This window comes from Congregibacter sp. (genome assembly GCF_965660375.1).
Taxonomy (GTDB): Bacteria; Pseudomonadota; Gammaproteobacteria; order Pseudomonadales; family Halieaceae; genus Congregibacter.
This window is the reverse complement of sequence record NZ_CBFHZO010000014.1, coordinates 1-20,666: the sequence shown is the minus strand read 5'-3', so window position 1 is coordinate 20,666 and position 20,666 is coordinate 1. Positions and strand designations below refer to the sequence as shown.

Annotated in this window: 20 protein-coding genes, 1 tRNA gene and 1 pseudogene; 8 read left to right on the top strand and 14 right to left on the bottom strand. The window is 57.2% G+C overall.

Annotated elements, in window-relative coordinates; translation table 11 throughout:
- On the top strand, positions 1 to 727 hold a 727-nt coding region (locus tag ACTG3T_RS01440; protein ID WP_439100483.1), incomplete at its 5' end, for an XdhC family protein.
- Here ACTG3T_RS01440 and ACTG3T_RS01435 read toward each other — a convergent pair.
- Together ACTG3T_RS01435 and ACTG3T_RS01430 are read right to left on the bottom strand one after the other, a co-directional pair.
- A complete protein-coding gene (locus ACTG3T_RS01435; protein ID WP_439100482.1) occupies positions 707 to 2,155 on the bottom strand; it encodes a cryptochrome/photolyase family protein in 1,449 nt (482 codons plus the stop codon). The genes ACTG3T_RS01440 and ACTG3T_RS01435 overlap by 21 nt on opposite strands.
- 42 nt (positions 2,156 to 2,197) lie before the next feature.
- On the bottom strand, positions 2,198 to 3,100 hold the full coding sequence (locus ACTG3T_RS01430) for an NAD-dependent protein deacetylase (RefSeq protein WP_439100481.1): 903 nt from the start codon (positions 3,098 to 3,100) through the stop codon (positions 2,198 to 2,200).
- A gap of 107 nt (positions 3,101 to 3,207) precedes the next feature.
- Here ACTG3T_RS01430 and ACTG3T_RS01425 point away from each other — a divergent pair, with 107 nt between their 5' ends.
- On the top strand, positions 3,208 to 4,098 hold the full coding sequence (locus ACTG3T_RS01425; protein ID WP_439100480.1) for a TIGR01777 family oxidoreductase: 891 nt from the start codon (positions 3,208 to 3,210) through the stop codon (positions 4,096 to 4,098).
- Positions 4,099 to 4,132: 34 nt separating this feature from the next.
- On the opposite strand, the gene ACTG3T_RS01420 is transcribed toward ACTG3T_RS01425, so the two are convergent.
- Positions 4,133 to 5,437, bottom strand: a complete 1,305-nt coding sequence (locus ACTG3T_RS01420) for a sigma-70 family RNA polymerase sigma factor (RefSeq protein ID WP_439100479.1) — start codon at positions 5,435 to 5,437, stop codon at positions 4,133 to 4,135.
- 171 nt (positions 5,438 to 5,608) lie between these two features.
- On the opposite strand from ACTG3T_RS01420, the gene ACTG3T_RS01415 reads away from it, so the two are divergent.
- Positions 5,609 to 6,628 carry a MerR family transcriptional regulator gene (locus ACTG3T_RS01415; RefSeq protein ID WP_439100478.1) on the top strand — a complete coding sequence of 340 codons (1,020 nt, stop codon included), beginning with the start codon at positions 5,609 to 5,611 and terminating at the stop codon, positions 6,626 to 6,628.
- An 84-nt stretch (positions 6,629 to 6,712) separates the two neighbouring features.
- Here the strand turns inward: ACTG3T_RS01415 and ACTG3T_RS01410 are convergent, their stop codons facing one another.
- The 4 genes from ACTG3T_RS01410 to ACTG3T_RS01395 form a co-directional block, all read right to left on the bottom strand.
- Positions 6,713 to 7,348, bottom strand: a complete 636-nt coding sequence (locus tag ACTG3T_RS01410; protein WP_439100477.1) for an exosortase H-associated membrane protein — start codon at positions 7,346 to 7,348, stop codon at positions 6,713 to 6,715.
- Positions 7,345 to 7,839, bottom strand: a complete 495-nt coding sequence (xrtH, locus tag ACTG3T_RS01405; protein WP_439100476.1) for an exosortase H — start codon at positions 7,837 to 7,839, stop codon at positions 7,345 to 7,347. The genes ACTG3T_RS01410 and xrtH overlap by 4 nt, the downstream gene beginning before the upstream one ends.
- A gap of 38 nt (positions 7,840 to 7,877) precedes the next feature.
- Entirely contained in the window at positions 7,878 to 9,227 is a 1,350-nt protein-coding gene (locus ACTG3T_RS01400; protein ID WP_439100475.1) for a sodium-dependent transporter, read from the bottom strand.
- A 63-nt stretch (positions 9,228 to 9,290) separates the two neighbouring features.
- On the bottom strand, positions 9,291 to 11,912 hold the full coding sequence (locus ACTG3T_RS01395; protein ID WP_439100474.1) for an AsmA family protein: 2,622 nt from the start codon (positions 11,910 to 11,912) through the stop codon (positions 9,291 to 9,293).
- A gap of 356 nt (positions 11,913 to 12,268) precedes the next feature.
- Between ACTG3T_RS01395 and ACTG3T_RS01390 the strand changes: the two genes are divergently transcribed.
- The 4 genes from ACTG3T_RS01390 (at position 12,269) to ACTG3T_RS01375 (ending at position 15,291) form a co-directional block, all read left to right on the top strand.
- Positions 12,269 to 12,356 (top strand) — tRNA-Leu (locus ACTG3T_RS01390).
- Positions 12,357 to 12,903: 547 nt separating this feature from the next.
- Entirely contained in the window at positions 12,904 to 13,578 is a 675-nt protein-coding gene (locus tag ACTG3T_RS01385; protein ID WP_439100473.1) for a hypothetical protein, read from the top strand.
- Between the two features lie 135 nt (positions 13,579 to 13,713).
- On the top strand, positions 13,714 to 14,331 hold the full coding sequence (locus ACTG3T_RS01380; protein ID WP_439100472.1) for a dUTP diphosphatase: 618 nt from the start codon (positions 13,714 to 13,716) through the stop codon (positions 14,329 to 14,331).
- Positions 14,332 to 14,334: 3 nt separating this feature from the next.
- Positions 14,335 to 15,291: a hypothetical protein gene (locus ACTG3T_RS01375; RefSeq protein WP_439100471.1), complete on the top strand. Its 957-nt coding sequence runs from the start codon at positions 14,335 to 14,337 to the stop codon at positions 15,289 to 15,291.
- A 26-nt stretch (positions 15,292 to 15,317) separates the two neighbouring features.
- Here the strand turns inward: ACTG3T_RS01375 and trmA are convergent, their stop codons facing one another.
- From trmA to ACTG3T_RS01340, 7 genes are all read right to left on the bottom strand, one after another.
- On the bottom strand, positions 15,318 to 16,412 hold the full coding sequence (trmA, locus tag ACTG3T_RS01370) for a tRNA (uridine(54)-C5)-methyltransferase TrmA (protein WP_439100470.1): 1,095 nt from the start codon (positions 16,410 to 16,412) through the stop codon (positions 15,318 to 15,320).
- Positions 16,413 to 16,414: 2 nt separating this feature from the next.
- Positions 16,415 to 16,738, bottom strand: coding sequence for a TusE/DsrC/DsvC family sulfur relay protein (locus ACTG3T_RS01365; RefSeq protein WP_439100469.1), 324 nt, complete (start codon positions 16,736 to 16,738; stop codon positions 16,415 to 16,417).
- Positions 16,739 to 16,746: 8 nt separating this feature from the next.
- Positions 16,747 to 17,055 (bottom strand): sulfurtransferase complex subunit TusB, encoded by a 309-nt coding sequence (gene tusB / locus ACTG3T_RS01360; protein WP_439100468.1) that lies wholly within the window; start codon positions 17,053 to 17,055, stop codon positions 16,747 to 16,749.
- Positions 17,039 to 17,407, bottom strand: coding sequence for a DsrE family protein (locus ACTG3T_RS01355; RefSeq protein WP_439100484.1), 369 nt, complete (start codon positions 17,405 to 17,407; stop codon positions 17,039 to 17,041). The genes tusB and ACTG3T_RS01355 overlap by 17 nt, the downstream gene beginning before the upstream one ends.
- Before the next feature lie 2 nt (positions 17,408 to 17,409).
- Positions 17,410 to 17,808, bottom strand: a complete 399-nt coding sequence (gene tusD / locus ACTG3T_RS01350) for a sulfurtransferase complex subunit TusD (RefSeq protein ID WP_439100467.1) — start codon at positions 17,806 to 17,808, stop codon at positions 17,410 to 17,412.
- An 83-nt stretch (positions 17,809 to 17,891) separates the two neighbouring features.
- The gene (locus tag ACTG3T_RS01345) at positions 17,892 to 18,563 is read right to left on the bottom strand and encodes a Bax inhibitor-1/YccA family protein (RefSeq protein ID WP_439100466.1); all 672 of its coding nucleotides are present in this window, start codon (positions 18,561 to 18,563) and stop codon (positions 17,892 to 17,894) included.
- A gap of 227 nt (positions 18,564 to 18,790) precedes the next feature.
- Entirely contained in the window at positions 18,791 to 20,347 is a 1,557-nt protein-coding gene (locus tag ACTG3T_RS01340; protein ID WP_439100465.1) for a sodium:solute symporter family transporter, read from the bottom strand.
- Positions 20,348 to 20,421: 74 nt separating this feature from the next.
- Here ACTG3T_RS01340 and ACTG3T_RS01335 point away from each other — a divergent pair.
- Positions 20,422 to 20,666 (top strand): annotated as a pseudogene (locus ACTG3T_RS01335) (dienelactone hydrolase family protein); the annotation flags it as partial.

Below are 20,666 nucleotides of genomic sequence, written 5' to 3'. Positions count from 1 at the left end.
ACCGCAGGTCCTCCAATACGGCGTCAGCGCCGAAGAGAACGCGCGCCTGGGCCTACCTTGCGGCGGCCATCTGAGTATTTTTCTGCAGTGCCTGAGCGTCGAGAGAGACCGAGAATGGTTGCTCTTCGTGCGCGATGCCATTGAGGCGAGAGCGGTAGCGCAACGTAAGGTGCATAGAAGCTCCGGGGACACCACGGTGAACCCTGGGGAGCGCTTTACTGCACTGCGTTTTGATGAAGAGAGCCTGGTGCAGAGCTTTGGTCCCCGACAGCGCATGCTGCTCATCGGTGCAGGACAATTAGCCGCCAGCGTGGCGGAGCTCGCCCTGGGGCTGGATTACGACGTACTTGTCTGCGATCCCCGGGAGGAAGCGCGAGCGGATTGGCGGGGGCCTGCGGTGCCCTTGCTCTCGGCTATGCCCGATGACGCTGTCAAAGCTCACGCCGATGACTCCCAGTCCGTCGTAATCACCCTGACCCACGACCCCCGTATCGACGATATGGCGCTGATGGAAGCGTTGGAATCAAAAGCCTGGTACGTGGGTGCCCTGGGCTCTCTGCGCAGCACAGAACAGCGTAAAGAGCGCCTGGACGCTCTCGGCGTGCCGCCTAACGCCATCGAACGACTTCACGCCCCGGTGGGTCTCGATATTGGCAGCAAAACACCACCGGAAATCGCCATATCGATTATTGCGGAGCTGGTCCGCCTACGACGACGGGGTGCTTGAGCCCTTGATCTCTTCGTAGGCATCCAGCGCTGCCTGACGCGCTTCCTTGTGATCCACGATGGGCTCCGGATAGTCCGTCCCCAGCTTAATCTTGGCTTCGTCCAGCACTTCGTCGCTGGCTTCCCAGGGTTTGTGGAGATACTTGTTGGGAAGCTTTGCTATCTCCGGCACCCACTGGCGCACGTAGTCGCCCTTTTTGTCGAACTTTTCACCCTGGGTGATGGGGTTGAATATACGGAAATAGGGTGCAGCATCAGCGCCGCTGCCGGCCACCCACTGCCAGCTGCAGCCGTTACTGGCCATGTCCGCATCCACTAACGTATCCCAGAACCAATCTTCCCCCGAGCGCCAGTGTTGCAACAGGTGCTTACAGAGGAAGGAGGCGACTACCATGCGGATGCGGTTGTGCATGGTACCGGTGGCCCAAAGCTCCCGCATACCCGCATCGACGATGGGGTAACCCGTTTGCCCCTTTTGCCAGCGCTCGAGTCGCTGCCTGTCCGGTTGCCAGGGGAAGCTGGCAAAGTTTTCCTTAAAGGCTTTTTCTGGGATCTCCGGAAAAAAGTGCAACAAGTGATAGGAGAACTCCCGCCAGCCGATCTCTGCCTGAAACTTCCTGATTGCTTTTTCGCTGGCGGGAGTCTCGAGCTTCTTCTGCTCACACATAGCCCAAACCTGGCGCGGTGAAAGCTCGCCGTGGTGCAGGTGAGGTGACAGCCGGGAGGTTACGTCCTCGGCGGGGAAGTCCCTCTCGTCGGCATAGCGGGACACCGATTCGTCGAGAAACTCGTGCAGACGCTGCTGGGCGCCGTCCTCGCCCGGCGTCCAATACGACCTCCAGGACTCCGCCCAGTTTGGCGAGGTGGGCAGCCGTTCCCAGGCCGCGACGTCGTCACTTTTATTGAAGTCCGACCAGCTGACATCCGGCACGCTCAACGGTTCGGACTTCTCCAGTTCCAGGCACGCGCGCCAAAAGGGGGTGAACACTTTGTAAGGTCCGCCGCTTTGCGTCATGACTTTTCCGGGTTCATGGAGCAGGGTGCCCCCATAACGCTTGAATTCGATGTCGCTTTTGCTCAGCGCCTCATGAAGCGTCTCTTCCTCTTCGCTTGCCCAGGGTTCGTAGCGCCGGCTGCAGTAGACGGCGGTGGCCTCAACGCTTTTGCAGATTTCTTCGAGCACTTCCTGGGATTTGCCCCGTCGGAGAATCAGTGTGCCCCCGTCGTCTTTTATGTCGGCCGCGAGAGCCGCCAGACTGTGGTGCAGCCACCAGCGGCTTGCGCCACCCATAACCCATTCTCCCGGCGTATCCTGGTCCAAGATGTACAGGGGCAATACGCGGCGCTTATCGCGGCTAGCAGCCTGCAGGGCGGGGAGGTCGTTGAGTCTGAAGTCCTGTCGGAACCAGAGAATCACAGTGTCTGTCATGCCTGGGTGTGTCCTTTTCCGGGAATGCGTAAGCTTAAAGAGTTAAGAAGCCTTAGCGGGTTGTGAGCGCTGGGAACCCGATAGAGCGTGCGCGGGACGAGGGTCTCGATTGCTGCTCAGGCGCAATAGAGCATCCAGTCCCGTATCGGCATCAACAGACCACTTACGAGCCATGTCATCGGCGCGCGTTTGCCCGGGGTTCATAAGGAACACCGGTTTTTCCGCCTTCGCTGCCCATTTGCAGAAGCGATAGCCCGAGTACACCTGCAGTGAGCTGCCGACGACCAGCACGCTGTTGGATTGCTCAAGCATCTGTTTGCACTGCTCCACCCGCGCGCCGGGAATACTCCCGCCAAAAAACACGACGTCTGGCATCAGCGTGCCCTTGCAGACCTCACAGGAAGGCACGGTGATCCCTTCCACAGTTGTATCGGGCATGTCTGCGTCGCCATCGGGACGTGCTTCTATGCTTGTATGATTGATGCCGGGGTTAAGTTGTTCCAGCTTTTTCTGCAGCACATCCCGACTGGAGAACCTGTCGCAATCCAGGCAGCCCACGCGATCCAGACGGCCATGGAGATCCGTGACTTTGATGCTGCCGGCGCGTTGATGGAGGCGGTCCACGTTCTGCGTGACGATATGTGATACCAGGCCACGGTGCTCCAATTGCGCCAGTAGTCGATGTCCTTTGGCGGGTTTGGCATCGCGCACCGCCGGCCAGCCCAATAGCGAGCGACCCCAATACCTCTGACGCTGTCGGCTGTTGCTTAAAAACTCCTGATGGGTAATGGGGCTGCTGCGGAGCCACGTTCCTTTTTCATCGCGGTAGGTGGGAATCCCGGTAGAGACGCTGATCCCTGCACCCGTGACAACCAATATGGGGGCGTGCGCAATGAGCGTTTCGAGGAACTCTTGCTCTGCAGTTTTGGTCGTATTGCTGTTCATGTACTCATCATACGTTGCCGGATGTCGGGGCGGATCGAATGTCCAGTTTTTGATCTAAATTCGCGTACGAGCGGTAACAACTAGCATCAGATTATTGGGGTAGTTTTATGGAAGTCTTGGTCACTGGCGGTACAGGGTTTATAGGTGAGGCGCTCGTTCCTGCCCTCCTCGACGAAGGACATTCGGTGACGGTGCTTACCCGTCAGTCCCACCCCTCACCAATCGCTCAAGCTCGGTTTATTCAGGAACTTTCGGAACTCTCTGAATCTGAAACGCCTATTGACGTAGTGATCAATCTCGCCGGTGCGTCTCTGGCAGCCAAACGCTGGAACACGGAATATAAAAAGAAAATGGTCGACAGTCGTGTGGTATTGACCCAGCGCCTGGGCGAGTACTTCCGTTCGGTAAAAAAAAGGCCGGCAATATGGGTGAACGCCAGTGCCATCGGTTTCTATGGACCCCGAAACGACGAAGCGTTGACGGAGTCTGCAGATACCGGGGAAGGCTTTGCAGCACAACTGTGCAGGGACTGGGAGTCCGCAGCGGCAGAGGCCGCCGGTGACGCTCGCTTATGTCTGATGCGCCTGGGCGTGGTCCTCGATAAGAGTGATGGCGCTTACCCGCAGATGGCCCAGCCTTTCAAAATGGGTGTAGCCAATTGGATCGGTGACGGCCAGCAATGGCTGAGCTGGGTGCACCGAGATGACGTGGTAGCTGCATTTTGTCACGCGATAGAAAGTTCAGATTTGCGAGGTCCGGTGAATGTGACCGCTCCACACCCGGTTACCAGTAGAGATTTTTGTGAGGCTATGCGAAAAGTGCATCGCACACTTCTTGCGGTGCCCATGCCCGGATTCGTAATGCGGGCCATGGTTGGCGAAATGGCGGATGAGCTTCTCATCACTGGACAGAAAGTTGTGCCCCAGGCCCTCGAAGCGTCAGGGTTTGCCTTTAACCATCCTGAAATAGACGTTGCTCTCGCTGCGATCGAAGCGTAGCCAACATCGGGCTACGCTACGAAGGCGACAAGCGCTAGTCGGCCGCTTCCATATAGTCGGCAAAGGCGGAGCGTATACGCTCGTTAGCACTGAGTTTTCTTAGCGCGGCGCGCTCGAGCTGTCGCACCCACTCCCGGCTTACTGACATACGGTCTGCAATCTCCGCCCGGGACAGGGGCGGCCCATCGTGTAAACCCCAGCGTGCGATCACGACTTCGCGCTCCGCGGTATCCAACTCTTTCATTTCCAGCAGGAGCCGATCGTGCAGCGATTCGGTTTCCGCCTCCGACTCTGACGCACTGAAGGGGCCACCACTCATGGTGTCGAGGAGAGTGCCATCGTCATCATCATATTGGGGGGCGTCCAGAGATACACCCAGGTTTCGGAGCTGCAGCAAATCGCGTGTTTTCTCGAGGCTAAGACCTGCGGCCTCTGCCAATGCGGCGTCTCCGGGCTCGACGCCGGTGCGCTGCTTTTCCGTAATTCGCAGTCGATACAGCTTGTTCACCTGCTCCTGCACATGCGTGGGGTAACGGATCAAGCCTCCGGTATCGCCGACGTGGCGACGAATCGCCTGGGTTATCCAGTTAAAGCAGTAGGTGCTGAACCGGAATCCCTTGCTGTGATCGTATTTCTCCGCGGCGCGGATCAGACCCAGCGTGCCTTCCTGAATCAAATCGAGGTAGGTGACGCCTTTTCCTCGATAGCGACCAGCTATGGAATAGACCAAGCGCAGATTGTGCATGGTGAGCGTGTCCCTGGCGTCAGAGTAGCTCTCCATGTGTGCGACGAGCTCTTCGCGGACTGCTTCGTCCAAAGGCGTCTTCGGGCGCTTTTCGGTGTGGGTCCAGAACGTGGACCACTGCTGTAACGCATCCGCAACACTGTCCTGCAACTTTACGCCATCAAGGCGAAGCACTACCACGGCAATACCCACGGTCAAACTGGCGGGCAGCTCCAGGTCCGCCATGCGCTGGTCAAGGGTGCGCGGGGTGCGCTTTTTTTGCAGTGCCGAGTGCAGCCCTTCCATGCGGTCCGCTTGCTTACCGTCTGCCATATAGTTGGACAGCTCGCGACGGAGAATGAAGTGATGCTCTCGATTGGTAAAATAAGCGATATCAAGCGGCGTTAGCGCCGTATTGCTACTCCATGCGCGAAGGTAATGCCGTGCAACTTCGTCGCGGACCAGCAGCTTTTGCAGGGCCGTGACCGCTTGCCACTTTGCGCCGTCAATGGACTTCTCCTGCTCACCTGTCAGCAGCGGGTATCGACGCGCTTCTGCAAACAGCCGTTCAAGATCTTTCTCTTCTGTCTCTACCGCTACGGATTCCAAAATCACGTCCTCGCTCAACATATGTCTAGGTATACGGCAGTTTGTCGAGCTTTGGATACCGGTATTTGGTGATTGTCCCGCTATCTTCTTGGCAAAACATGAACAGTGCCGCTCTGGTTTGAGATCTAGTACAGATTTTGTCGCGTAACTACTTCGAAACCATCACGAGAACTTGCCATGAATGCTGCGCTCTTTGAACCCCGTCCCCTCTATGGTATTGGTACGGTGGCACGTCTGACTGGATTAAAACCTGACACGCTTCGCGTCTGGGAACGACGCTACGGGCTGGGCGCAAGTCATAAGTCCGCAACAGGTCGCAGGCAATACACGCAGTCAGATCTGGAGCATTTACAGTTGATTGCTTCCCTTGTATGCGATGGTGCCCGCATTGGCGAGATTGCCAAGTCCGAACGGAAAACCCTGGAGATGTTGCTCAAACAACGGGGTGTGCGGGGACGAGGTGCAGACGCGGCAGTGAAACCGAGAGCGGTGTTTGTGGGTGTGGCGCTTTGCGACTGGCTGGACAAGCACCAGGGGTGCGTCAGCAATGTTAATGCTCATCTGGCTCGCACCGAGTTGTCGGAGCTATCCGAAGACGCTTTCGACGCCCTTGAGGAGAACGATGTGCTTGTGGTGGAGTGCGGCTCCCTGGGCAGTGCCCAGGTTGCCAAGATCCGTCAGTTCCAGCAGGCCGGTGTGGCTTCGCGGGTGATCGTGGCGTACCGCTTCGGGAATGATCATTGGATTGAAGAGCTCGAGAAAGCCGAGATTGCCGTAATGGAGTTTCCGCCGGATTCCGGAAAACTGGCCTTTGAGATTGCCCGCGGCGTGGCGGAGTCCTCGGTACATGCCGGTGAGACCAACCTTGGGGAGCTTATGCCCGCTAAGGCGCGGCAGTTTAAAGCGTCGGAGCTTGCCGCAGCCGCTAATCTGAAAAGCGCGCTCGACTGCGAGTGCCCAAAGCATATCTCGGATCTAATCACGGCCCTGGCAAATTTTGAGGAGTATTCCTCGTCATGCTCTGTAGATAACTGGAAGGACGCCGCGGTGCATTCATGCATTTACGCCTATACCGGCCAGGCCCGACATCTGATGGAGAAGGCGCTGCAGGCTGTGCTTGAAGATCGCGGGGCAGAGTTTCAGGCGGAGCTCAACCGACAGGCTCTGGCAGCCGGGGGGTTACGCGATGTCGGCTGATGGATCGCGCTTACCGTGTCGAGGCTGTACCGCCGATTGCGCAAATTATCCTCATTGTGGCGGCGCCCCCTGGCGCCTGAAAAATCAGCTTTCTTCGTCCTTGCCTGGGGCAGGCCTCAAGGCCACGGGTAGCAGGCCCACGAAGGTTGGGGAATCTTTGGCTGTATAGGCCCAAAGGAGCACGGGGGCCAACGGCGGCACTATGAGGGTCGAGAACTGGTAGACCAGTGCAATGATGTCTGCCGGGGGTAGGTGCTCGCCTTCCATAAAAGCCGCCCCAATTCCCAGCATAAGATCCTTGAGCACTGTGCTTATCAATCCTCCTGCCAACAAGACCCACAGGGCAAGAAGACACCAGAAAAACTTTTCCCAACCTGCCCGCATGGGCGTCGCCAGGTGAAGCGCCGTAAAAAAGGGAATGGAGTAGGAGAGAGTGCGGGTGTTGATCGTGTAGCCCAGCTGATTGCCCGCTAAATCAGCTTTCATTATCGTGCCGTTGTCCTCGCCATAGTGCGACATAACCAACAAGTCGGTGCCTTGCAAGCCAACGCTCGCTACGGTGTCTCCAAGCCAGCCCAGCAATACAGGTTGCACCAAAACAACGGCCGGTGCGGCGATGTAGTTGCCGAGAAAATACCAGGCGAGAAAGCAGGCTGGAAGCAGCGCAAACACCGCCAGGGAGAAGCGCAGCAGGGGACGATTCTCCAGATAGCGTCTCATGATTCCACAGGTGCCCGTTGCGACAGATAGCGCAGATACAGCATGAACACCACGAGCACGTCGAGCATGATAAGCACTGGCCACAGGTAAAGATGCGTCCAGGTGAATGCATCCAGATTCCACTGCCCCAGATAGAACAGACTGACGATGCGGGCAATATTCATCACCTGGATCGCGAGAAAGCCCAGGGTGATCGCCACGACTTTACGTTTGAAACTGGCGGGGAAGGCTAGCACCCCCGCGATAAGAACAATGGCGGCCTCCACGCCGTTGCATCCCGCTTCAATGGATACGGCAAAATTGGTTTGCGTGTGGCTGATAATGCGGCCACTGGCACGAACGTTTTCGTCGAAGGGCATGATGATGGCAGCGCTGATGTCGGCGAGCCAACTGGTGAAGGGCTGTATCACCGCTGCCTGCACGGGATCCAGCAATTCCAGAGTGAACAAGCCCAACAGTATCCCGGTAAATAGCAAAATGAATCGACGCACAGAAAACTTACCCGTTGTTGGTCATTGCGCGTTGTCGCCTAGCGCAGTGATTGGACAAAAATCAGTAAAATGATCGCTGGACAGACAAGGCGCAAATGCCAGGGCCATATCTTCCAGAACCAACCTTCAGCGATGTCCGGCGCACCCTTTTTGAGCTCCGTGAGTACCGCATCGCGATGCCAGATCCAGCCGACGTAAATGCAAAATACAAAACCTAAAAGTGGCTGGCTGTAGCGCGTGGTAATAGCGATCACTGCTCCAAACAATGTGCCAAAATTCAGCAGAATAATCAGACTCACGACTGCGATAAGCACGCCAATCACGGTAACCGCCTTAAAGCGCTTCACGCCGTGATTTTCGATGGTGTAAGCCACGGGCACCTCAAGCATGGAGATGGAAGAGGTGAGTGCAGCGATGGTCATAAGAAAGAAAAACGTGAGGGATACCACGCCACCGGCCAAACCCATGTTCGAAAACAGCTCGGGTAGCACGGTAAAAATGAGCGTGTCCTCGGATAGCAGGGCACCGTCGGCGGCAAAGATTTCCACGCCATTATTCAGTGCCACATACATCGCGGGAAGCACCAGAAATCCCGCCAGCACGGCGATGCCGATATCCACGGCGGTGACCAGGCCACCGGCAACAGGTAGGTTTTCCTTGTCGCTGATATAGGACCCGTAAATCAGCATGGTGCCCACACCGAGGGACAGGGAGAAAAAGGCTGACCCCAGGGCTTTGATAATCAGTTGAGGGGAAAGGGCGCTTTCGAAATCGGGCATGAGATAAACCCTCAGCCCCTCGCTGGCGCCATCGAGGGTGAGCACGTAGGCCACCAGGGCAAACAGCGTCAGCAGCAGTAGTGGCATGAGTCGGCTGGACCAGCGTTCAATGCCGTCGCGCACGCCGGCAGAGATGATCGCGATGGTCATACCCATAAATAGTGTCATAAAGACAACGTTGCGGGTGAGGGAGAACTCCACCAGCCATCGAGCTGCATCATCGGCGCCGACGAGAGCGGCGAGGGACGCGAGGCAGTGGGCAATCATCCAGCCGGCGACGATGGCATAAAAACTTAGAATAAGGCTGGCAACGACGAACCCCACGATGCCGGCCGTGGCGCCCAGGGTCCTGAAAAGAGGATTGCTGCTGGTGCCCTTGAGGGCGGTGACGGCGTTGGCATGGGCGTGTCTGCCAAGAACGAGCTCGGCCATTAACGCAGGGTAGGCCAGCACAAAGGCCAAAATGAGGTAAACAATGAGGAATGCCGCGCCGCCGTTACTGGCTGCCTGAGTGGGGAATCCCCAGATATTACCCAGGCCCACGGCACTGCCCGCGGCGGCCATGATGAATCCAAATCGTGAAGAAAACTCGCCCCGAGCCTGCGCCATTTTTGTTGTAAATCCCTAGCGTGGAAGCGTCGAGTGTAGCATGACGTCGGGTCCCGGTAATGCTCAGAAATCGGTGGTTTCGCAGGGCTGGTTGAGGTCATCGGGGCCGTCAAGACCAAAGAGTTTCAGCGTGAGACTGGGCAAAAGAAGTAGCGCCTGGGCCGATAGATCCGCACTGGCCTGTAGAGCCGACGCGCTGACCTTGGGGGCATCCAAGGCGCCGCGCAGCCGAATGGCACTGGGGAACTGAATGGCCCGGGATTTCGAGCGAGGCTCGATACGGACGTCGAGATTATTTTTGGAGAGATCAACCGTGGCTTTCCCTGTTGCGAGCATTCGCGGCGTCTCAACGTAAATACTGTCGCTCCGTGCAACACCGGCACTGATGTCAAATTGCGCCATGGTGCAGTTGAAGGTGGTGGTCTTTTCTCCCGCACCTCGCACCAACCAGACAAGAAGGTTACTCATGAGCAAGTCATAGGCAGCGCCGCTGACGGTGACATCGCTGAGCGCGGTGGATAAGCGACCCTGCATCGTCCGTTCCCAATCTTCCTTCTGCGAGCCCCGGGCGACGAGTCCACCCTGGAAGCTCAATGCGCCACTGACGCTTTGCTGAAGCCCCAGATCTGTGGTCAGGGCTCCCAGGGGAACGCGAATGCCTCGCCCGGCGAGACTGATCGCCGTCGGTGTCACGGTGCCGTCAATATTGCCCCGAAGCATGAGTTCGCCGCCGGCATAACGGGCGTCCAGTTCCGTGAGAGTCAGCCGGCGCCGGGCCAGGTCCAGGGCGACACTCAAATCCTCAAGTTGTGTGAGCGGGCCAGTGACTTCGCCGCTGCGTAACGTCAGGGCTACGGGGAATCCGGGCAAAAAATCTCCAAGAGCTTCAAAGTCTATTGAATCGCCGGATTCTTTGTTTTTAGGGTTCCGGGTTTCTTTGCGGGCGATATTCTCCGGTCGAAGCGCAACGTCGTTTAGGTGCAGGTGAGGACTATAGAGGTCCAGCGACAAGCGATCGATAACCCCTCGATCAAGGTCTGCGCTGGCAACCCCCTGGATCGCGGTATCGCCGATTATTGCCTCCGATAAAACCGTGAGATAGCGAGGCCGCAGGCGTAGGTTCGCTTCCAGGCGACTGGGAGGCTCGCTCAGCGGGGACAGGGTACGCCAGGCTGCGTAGCTCAGGGGCTGGAGCTGGAGTTTTAGATCGGCGCTGAGTTCTTCTTGAAAAAAATCACCCTCGCCCTGAAGTTCTGCGGTGACTTCAGGTAGTACCTCTATTTCGAGATCGACATCGCGAAGGCGCAAGGTGTCTCCTCCCCGTAATAGGAGGGCCGTGCCCGTGACCGATTCTAGGTGTCCGGGCGCTTTGAGGGCTACACTTTGAAGGAGTGGGGTGGTCGGGAGTTCGTCAAACTGAAGCTCAACGGCCATGCCGTGAGTTTCGAGTAGATCTGCAACCGTGCCCCGAGCTTCAATCCTTGTCCTATTCTTTCCATCCCGCAGTTGGAGTTGAAACTCGGGCGCGGATAAGACGTCCTCGCGCCACACTAAGTTTGCGGAACCATCGATAACATAGCCGGCGTGGCTGAGCAGCAGGTTTTGCAAATTCACGCGCAGTTCTTTTTTGCCTCCTTGACCCGTTCCCTTAAAGCTCGCTGTCGCACCATTGAGGCCAGCTGCTACCACATACTCCCGTGAGGCGGCGCCGGTGTTCACCAGCAGCTCGCCAAGATTGCCGATGGTGCCCTCAAGGGTGGCGTTGGCGGTCTCTCGCGCCAGCAAGCCCTCAAGATCTTCAAGTTGCAGCGCCTGTATTTGGCTGTCCAGGCTTAGCCGCAAATCACCCGCTCCGTACAAAACCAGCCCAACATGCTGGATTTCGGGAGCCGCGAGACTGCCAGCGATATCTATTTCTATTTCACTGCGCTGGATAACTTTTGCGAGGCCGCCGTCCAATGGCACAAGTTCCTCAAGCTTCATTGCTGAGCCTTTGGCGCTGAGTTTCAAGCTGCGTTGGCTTGAACCTCGTTGAATCAGTTGCCCTTTGGCGGTGAAGTTGTAGGCGCTCTCTTCGTTTAATCCGATTTCGTCGAGGGAGAGGGTGTATCCCTGTGTGTCCCCCTTCAACGTGCCCTCAAGGCTGAGGGTGCCAGCGAAGGGGTAGGCGTTGGCATCGAATGCGCGAAGGAAATCACTGACGCGCTCGTAGCGTCCTTCTACTGCGAGCTCATAACTCAGCGTCGGTCCCATCGCATCGATGTGTCCCCTGGTCCGTAGATGAGAACCTTCCTCTCCCCCTGAGACGCTGGCGGAAAACCTCAGTCGGTGGCCCCTTGCCTGCCTTGACCAGTCAGCCTGCGAATCAATGAGTACTCTGCGCTGGGCGATGCTGGCCACAGCGTTGATATCCATGCCCCCCTCAATGTTTCTAAAGGCTCGTACATCATGGAGAGGAAAAACCCAAAGACCCTCGTTCCGTGAAATAAGGTGCACCGACTCGATGGTTACTTCCTTGGGTAAGCGTGACAGGGGGGCGAGGAGAGCTTCCATATCAAGTCGGGCGTCGCTGTCGCCCTCAACCAGGTAATAAGTCGCGTTTGCCGCTCTGAAGTGGCCGGTGGAAACATTACCCAGTGCGAGTTCCTGCAGGGACATGGCAGCATTAACGTTCTGTAGCGACATTAGAGGTGGCTTCGTTTTGTCAGCATATCCCAGGAGCATTAGGTCGCTTTTAAAGCTGAATGGCGACCAACTGATTTCGGGGGCTCTAAGTTCAAGCTCGTAGGGCGAGAAAGTACTGGTTGCACTGCGGATTGCCCGTAGGGCGAGATCGGGAAAGAACCAGAAAACCGTGACGATTGATGATATCGACACGATCGCGGTTAACAGCAAAATTAACAGGGTTCGTAGCAGGGTCACGGGGGATAGTCGTTGGACGATTCACCCGGAGTCTAGCATCGGACGTAGACAAATAAGCGCCTGGGCTAGCGCTCTGTGCGTATCCCCATGCTAAAATCCAGAGCTTCGCGGTCCGCAGCGCCCGGGTGGTGAAATTGGTAGACACAGGAGACTTAAAATCTCCCGACTATTGCAGTCGTGCCGGTTCGATTCCGGCCTCGGGCACCACGATTAGCTGAGTTCCATAGTTACTGCCATGGTGAAGGGTGATGCCTGTGCTGAAAAGCTGTGTCAGCTCACCTTGATGACCTGATAATCCGGACCCGCTGCTAGTCGTTCCCTATGGGGCTTCCGATCACTGCGCGGCGCTGATTCTCCTGGGTGATGGTCTGCGCTTGCTCTTGAATACGCTCCTTCTCGGATTTTCTGATACACACCTTTCGCGCTATTCGCGTGCCTGACGGTATGTAGTTTTCACAGATCAGGGGGTCATCAGCTTCCGCTTGGGCGATAGCACCCGATGTGCCATTGTCGTTTGATGCCGTCGTGCCACCGGAGGAGGAGCACGCTGTCAGCGTTGCGAAAATTGAAAGCGTAAATAAGAGGGGCAGAGTCTGGCGCATGGTGCTGTTCCTGTCGGTTTTTTTCCAGTATTGCCCAAACTTTGAGAAAAGCCCAGTGAGTTTGAAGCCTCCCCACGCCTCAACCGGGTGACAATTTTGATTCCTGGCACTATCACGGGAACATTTGGGGTGTGGATCGGGTCTGAAAAACTGTGAGCTTTAGCTATTTATCGATTGTTGACGAGGAGCGAGTGCCGGCGCCGGTAAGTCGTGCCTTGGTCTATGCGGCATTGCTCTCCTTATTGGCTCATGCCCTGCTCTCCGCGTATCTTTTCGATCGATGGGACCTGGGGGAGACGCCACGTCATGGCCCCGACGTTTCCCGATCACTGACGCTCAGCTTGCGTAGCACCGTTAATCCTGAAACGGCGGCCAAGCCGGAAAACGCAGCACGCAAAGACACGGCAGGCGGTGGGGAAACGCCCCTATCTGCTGCCGACAAACCAAGAGATGATCTACAGACGCTGTCGGAGCCTACCCGCAATCCTGACGTAAAAATACCTGTGTCAACGAACGCTACACCGTCCCTTGCTCGAGCGCTGGACCTGAGCGCCCCCGAGGTTGACCAGCCCGCATCCCGCACCTCTCAGGCCGCAAGATCTTCGACAATTTTTGATGGGCGGTTGCTGCAGGCGCTCTCTGAGGCGCAAGCACGGTCGGGCGCCTCGGTGTCTTCCGAGGCAGTGATGGGGGGCAATTCGGGGTCCTTCGTGGGCGGCCGATGGCAGTCCCTGGTGAAAATCGGCAAGCTGTGTTTCGAAGTGGTCGAGGCCGACCCTCTGGATACTCTGAGCACTGAGCAGTGGTATCGTCGCGACTGCGACTAGGACTAAAGATAAGCGCGACTGTCTCAGCCCGCCTTTGATGGCAGCATTAAAGTGCCAAACACCGCATCTCTTGGTATGTTTAGCAGCCGTCAATGCGGGGGCTGCTGTCCCGCCCCAGGATTACCAGGAGAATCAATGCAGGAAGCCCTTACAACGATGCTGCGTATGCAGGATCGCATGAACACCCGGGTTAATGCCCAGTGGATTGCACAAAATTTTGCCTGGCACCGGGCCATCTGGGTGGAATGCGCCGAGCTGGTGGATCACCACGGCTATAAATGGTGGAAACACCAGGAGCCGGACCTGGAACAGGTGCAGCTGGAAGTCATCGATATCTGGCACTTCGGCATGTCTGCTTATTTCCGGGAGGATTCGAAGGTAGAGGAGCTTGCACGTGAAATCATGGCGCTGTGGCCAGAGTCTCCTGAAGCCCGAGGTGTTTTGGAGGCTGCCGAGGCGCTCGCCGCGGTGGCCGCCGGAGAACGCCGTTTCAGTGTCCCGGCTTTTGCATCGCTGTTGCAGGCGGCCTCGCTCGACTTTAGCGGCCTCTATCGCCAGTACCTGGGTAAAAATGTGCTGAATTTCTTTCGTCAGGACAACGGTTATAAAGAGGGTAGCTACCGCAAGCTGTGGGATGGCCGCGAAGACAACGAACATCTTATGGAGCTGCTTGCAGGCATCGACACGGCAGCGCTGGATGCTGAAGAACAACTTTACAGCGCGCTCACAGCGCGCTACGCAGCGACGGCCTAGGGCGTGAGTGACAGTCACGACAACCGGCTGTCCACGTCGGCACTTGCCAAGCGCCTGAAACTGCCCATTCAGCAGCTATTCGTCACGCTGCGTGATTACGGTTGGATTGATCGGCGGGACAACGGTTGGGCGCTCACTGCGAAGGGTGAACTGCAGGGCGGTGCGTATCAGGAGAGTCAGCGCTTTGGTCGATACATCGTCTGGCCTGAGTCCCTGATGGAACATCCGATGATCACGGCCATCGAGAGTAATCAACGCATCACGCCCGGAGGTATGCAGCGCTACTACCCTCATCTCGGTGTGCGACAGATCAATCGCAATTTTGCCGAACTGGGTCTACTTAAATTAACCCGTCGGGGTTTGGAGCTCAGCACCCTCGGCGAGCGTTTTGGGGGGCGTCAGGAGCGCGACGAGGACAACGGACTCCTCATCATCAGCTGGCCCCATGAGATCGTGGATAACGCGGTGATCCATCGCGAGCTCAATCGCCTGGCGAGCGATGGCGTGGCCCTCCGTGAGACAGACTCGCCAGCTGCGACGCGGGAGCAGTCCAGGCAAACTGCCGCAGGCTCCGTCGCCCCTGATCTCTTCGAAGACGTTGAATCGCCAAAAATATCCGCAGACGTGAGTACAGCGCAGCGCTGCGGTCTGGATGGGCATGGCGTGGATAGTTTGTTGCAGTTACGGGTCTGTGACTGGCTCTACGAGGCGCAGTATGCCCATGCCCGAAATAGACGTCTGCCCGTGGAGGAGCCTCTCACAGCAGATTTTTATGTCCCCGCCCTGCGCCTTTACATCGAGTGCTGGGAGCGCGACGTACCCACGCAGACTCTTACCCGTCGCCTGCGAACGCGGGAGGTGTGTCGGGAGCTGGACCTTGCCTACCAGGAGATCGCCGCCGCCGACATTGAACGGGTCGATGACCTGTTGACGCGACGGGTAGCGGAACTGTCATCCTAGCGCACTGGCCGCGAGGAAGCTGCGCTTTAACGCCGCTGAAGGAGCACCGCGCTCTCGATGTGCGCCGTGTAAGGGAACTGGTCAAAAAGCGCATAGCGCGTCACTCCATGACTGTTTGCCAGCGCCTCAATATTGCTCTTCAGGGTTTTCGGGTTACAGGAGACGTATAGCATCGTCTCGTACTGACGAACACAATCGAGCGTCGCCGGATCCAGGCCCGCTCTCGGTGGATCCACAAATACGGTGCGCAGGTCGTAGTCCGCCAGGGGCTTCGGCAGGGCAGCCAGTCGCCGGAACTCCCGAACACCACTCATGGCCTCGCTCACTTCCTCAGCGCTCAGGCGAACCACTTCCACGTTTTCAACGCTGTTGTCTCTAAGATTCTCCAGGGCTGCGCGGGTGCCACTCTTGGATAACTCGGTGGCGATGACGTTGGAGAAGCTGCTGGCAAGGGGCAGGGTGAAGTTACCGTTGCCGCAATAAAGCTCCAATAGATCTCCGGAACAGGACTTCCCCTGCCTTAGGGCCCAGTTCAGCATCGCTTCGTTGATCGGCGCGTTGGGCTGCACAAAGGACTGTTCGTATTGGCGGTACCGATAGCAGCGCCCGTCCACGAAAAACTCGTCAACCACAAAATCCTGACCGATAACGCGCTTTTGCTTGCGACTTCGCCCCACCAGGGAGATAGCAAACTCCCGGGCAAGCACCCGAGCTTCCTCCTCCCAGGCGTCATCCAGAGGGCGATGGTAGATCAGCGTGACCAGCAGCTCGCCCGTGGTCGTGGCCATAAATTCCGCTTGGAATAACTTGCGGCGTAGTACCGGACGGGGCTTTAGATATTCAAGAAGCCTCGGCATGAGCGTCCGGATGGGTGCCAGTGCCGGCACGAAATCCTCGATGACAACTGGCGTTCGGGGATTGGCGGGGTCAAACATGACGTAGTTGATCTCGTCGCCGTCATGCCAGACGCGAAACTCTGCACGCACGCGGTAGGATTCGCTCGGGGAAGAAAACCGTTCGGCCTCCGGTAACGCCAGAGAGTGCATGCTTGTTTCGACGTCGTCGCATTTTTGAGCAAACAGGTGTGCGTAGTTTTCGGGATCGGTTTGCCAGGGCAACATAACTAAAGGCAGTTCGCAGGTTTTGGAAGGCCGGCGATTTTACTGGCTAGCTTGGCCGGTGATCCAGGAAAAAGCTTCAAAAGATAGATGCTGCAGCCCTTGTCATCTCCCAGGCGCAATTTGCAGAATTTTACCAATGCCCGCATCGCGGGGGAGGAGTCATAGGTAACGTAATAGTCCCGCAGTAACTCGATAATTTCCCAGTGGGCCGCGGTGAGGGTGATGGACTCCTCCATCGCCAGCACTTCAGCAACGCTGGCGCTCCAGTCAGATGCCTGTATCAAAAAGCCCTCATCGGTGAGCGCGGGTAGCTTTTGCCCCTTCATCAGCTGTGTCACCGCCACAGAGTTTGTGTTCGATGGTTTTCGCTGAGCTTTACCCAGTGTGCATAATCCGCAGAGACAACTGAGGGGTGTAAGGCACTAACGCCATAGGCCTGAAGGTCCGCCTCCAGAGCGTAGAGCAGTGCCCCGGTGGCCACCCATTCCTGAATCTCTGGGTGAGACTCGCCAGCGAGAATAACGGCCTTACCCAACAGCAGCACCGGGTCCTGCGGCTCTAAACGGGCAAGGAGTCGCTGTGCCGCCGGAGACCGAGGCGTGCAGGACAAGCAGTGCAGCGTGCGCTCAGAGACTGATGACATGGCTCGCCTCCTGGATCAACTGTCGTAGCTCCGGAGCCGATAGACTAACGGCAAAATCGGGAAGTCCCGAAGAATCCACGCCATGGTCTCGCAGCGAGGTCTGATCGACATACACGGTGTCCAGATCGTAAAGCGGGAGGGAGTCGATGACTTTGCGCAAAGATTTACGGCCCACCGCATCAGCGTTTTGCCCGTCTTTGAGAGACAGCACGGCATCCCCACTGAACACAACAACTGGATCCTGGGCAAAGACAGCGAAGGCGAGCGCCAGGTCGATCGCTGAACGCCCCAGGGAGCCCTCGTAAGGAGAGCTTTGGAACAGTATGAGCGGTTTCCTGTCGCTGTCGGACATGATCACGTCGAATCGCCAAAGGTCATCAGTCGGTCTGAGTTGCTGGAGGCCTCAATAAACTCACCGAGTCCAGCGATAGCAAACCCCGGCAGGCAGCGGTCCTTCAGATCCCGGCCGTCACCGATGCCAAAGCGTTGAGCGGAGGCCACGCAGACTATTAAAGGAATGTTCCCGGCCTCTCCGATTGCCTGCCAGGCGCCGCGTAAATTCTCTTCGTCAGCGCTGGGCTCACAGCCCGCCAAGGCAGTCAGGGCGCCGGCATCATAGAAAAATACGCAGGCGATATCATGCTCTCCTCGGCGCAGGGCTTTGGCGAACTCCAGGGCCTGTCGAGCGCTGGAACCGCCGTCGGGGGGGCTAAGAACTAAAAGGGTGTAGCGCATGGGCTGCAGTATAAACAATAGACCTATATACCCATAAAAAAGCCCCGGACACTGCCGGGGCTTTAGGGTGCTGCGGTACCGCCAGGCGGCGCTTAGGTGTCTTAATCGTCGCCGGAAAGGGCTGTCAGCAGATGAAGAATGTGAATGAACAGGTTGTAGATGTTCAGGTACAAACTTACCGTAGCCCGGATGTAGTTCGTTTCTCCGCCGTTGATTATTCGGCTCGTGTCGAACAGGATCAGACCGGACATGATCATCACCACCGCTGCGGAGATCGTCAGCGATAGTGCGGGAATCGCCAAAAAGATGTTGGCGATCATTGCAACAACGGCAACGATCAGACCCACCATCAGAAATCCGCCCATAAACGAGAAGTCCTTGCGGGTAGTCAGCGCGTAGGCGGACAGTCCGAAGAACACCACGGCCGTGCCGGCGAGCGCCTGCAATACCAGGGAAGGACCGTTGGGCATGGCCAGGTAGTAATTAAGCATGGGCCCGAGGGATGCACCCATCACGCCTGTAAAGGCGAAAATTGCGACCAGTCCTTTGGAGCTGTCTGCGGTTTTATGCACCACAAACAACAGGCCAAAGCCCACAAGGCTCAACAGCAGTGCAGCGCCCTGGGGAAGACCCATGATCATGGAAACGCCCGCTGTAAAAGCGCTGAACAACAACGTCATGCCGAGCAGCATGTAGGTGTTTCTCAGTACCTTGTTGGTGCTGACCGCCGCGCCTAAGGCTGCGTCAACGTCATACACTCTCGGATTTGCCATTATTTACTGCCTCACAATGATGAATTTTGTTACCCGAAGTTAGACGATCAGAGCGAGTAAAGGTTCCGCTTGAGCTCTTAACTGCAGCTCTCACCCATAGCTTTTTCTAGCCGGGCGGCGAGGTGCGGATAAAACACTCTTGCCGCGCATAAACTCGTGATGTCAGATCGTCGCCATGCGAGCAGTATAGCGCTAGATAGTCTAGGGAAAAACTCTTTATCGAGCCGCTAACCATAGCCTTGTGCTATCACCAATAGGGTGAGCATGATGAAAAAGCCACCTGTGAGGCTCGCTCGCGTTGCCAGAGGTGTGCTCGTGGCGAGAAGCGCATCACGGGCAGCTATCCAGGAGCGCTGCCCATTGGTGAGCAATAGCACCGCCGCCAGTGTGGCAAGGCATCCACAGAGATTCCACCAGAGCCAGGACACATCCGTTGCCAGCTGCCAAAGGGCGAAATTCATTACAACGCCGCCGACAAATGCGGCGATGGCGACGGATGATTTGGTACCCGGCAACAGGACGGCAATCATGAACAGACCCAGGAGTGGACCGTTTACCAGAGAACTGACTTTGTTGATGGATTCCAACAAGGTGCTGGCAATGTGTTCGACGCCAAAGGAGAACGCCACGGCAAAAAGACCCCAGCCCAGAGTGACGATTTTTGAGGTTACAAACCGGCTCCGTTCGGACCCGGCAGTACCGGAAGGCATAAAATCTTCGAGCGTGCTTGCGGACAGACTGTTGAGCGCCGAATCGATGGAAGACATTGCGGCGGCAAAGAGGCCTACGATCGCGAGGCCCGCCAGGCCGGGGGCAAACTCACGCAGCACAAACGCCGGAAACACCATATTCAGATTAGGCGCTCCCGATGCGGTGAGGGGTAACGTATCGATAAACCCGGGTTGTTGGAGTGCGTAGGCGGCAAGACACAGTCCCAGCACACAATAGGCAAGCACCAAAGGAAAACGCAGCAACCCATTGAAAACCAGGATCTTGTGAAGATCCTCCTCGTTTCGGGCAGCAAGAAGTCGCTGGGCCTGGCTTTGATCGCAACCGTAGTAGGCCATGTAAAGAAACAGCCCGCCAAAGAGCATTGGCCAGAAGCCGAAGTTCGTTTCCCCGCTGACACCCCAATCATTGACGAGTGGTTCGGTGCGCGCCGACAGCGCATCAAAATGTTGCCAAAGGTCTGGTGCAAGCCAGATGAGTGAGGCCAACACCGCAGCGATGAGCAGCAGCATTTGCAGCACGTCGGAAATCACCACGGCCCGCATGCCGCCCATCACGTCATAGGTGACCGTGACGCCCATAAGGAGCGCGACGGCAGGAACGTAGCCGATGCCCGTTATCAATGACAGTACCGATGCCACGCCATACACCGTGACGCCCGTAGCCACGCCCCGAAAGAACAGGAAGCTTGCACTGGCTGTCAGGCGGGCGCCGCGGCCGATGCGTTCTTCCAGGAAGGCATAGATAGAAATCACGCCGCTGCGATGCACGGCGGGAAACAAAAAGGCCAGACCCAGCATGGCCAGGGGCACGGCCAACTCGTATTGCAGCCACAGCAGACCGCCGCCTGCAGCAAAACCAACAAAGGCAGGCGCTCCGAGAAGACTGTTGGTTGAGCACTGCGTCGCCAGTATCGAGGTCGCGAGCGCCGGCGCGGGGAGGCCCCCGCCAAGATAGTATTCACGCTCGGTGCTCTGATTGCGGCCGAGCCACCGGGCGAGTCCCAGCATTGCCACGAGATAGCCACCGATGACCCACCCGTCCAGTGTCGTCAAACTGCTTGCCTCCGGCCTACGTAAAAACCATGATTACAAATTGTCCCTTAACTGTTCTACAGAAGGATTTGAGCATGAAGAATATCAAAGGACTCAGTCTCGGTTTGTTTGCCGTCGCTACGCTGCACTCCCAGAGCCTCCTCGCGGGTGAGGCTGTTGCCTACGAGGTCGCGGGGCAGGAGTACGAAGGCTACTACGAGCCCGCTGCAGACAGTAAGGGTACGGTGCTCATCGTCCACGACTGGGACGGACTGACGGACTACGAGGTAAAGCGTGCCGAAATGCTCTCGGAGCTGGGCTATAGCGTATTCGCCGCAGA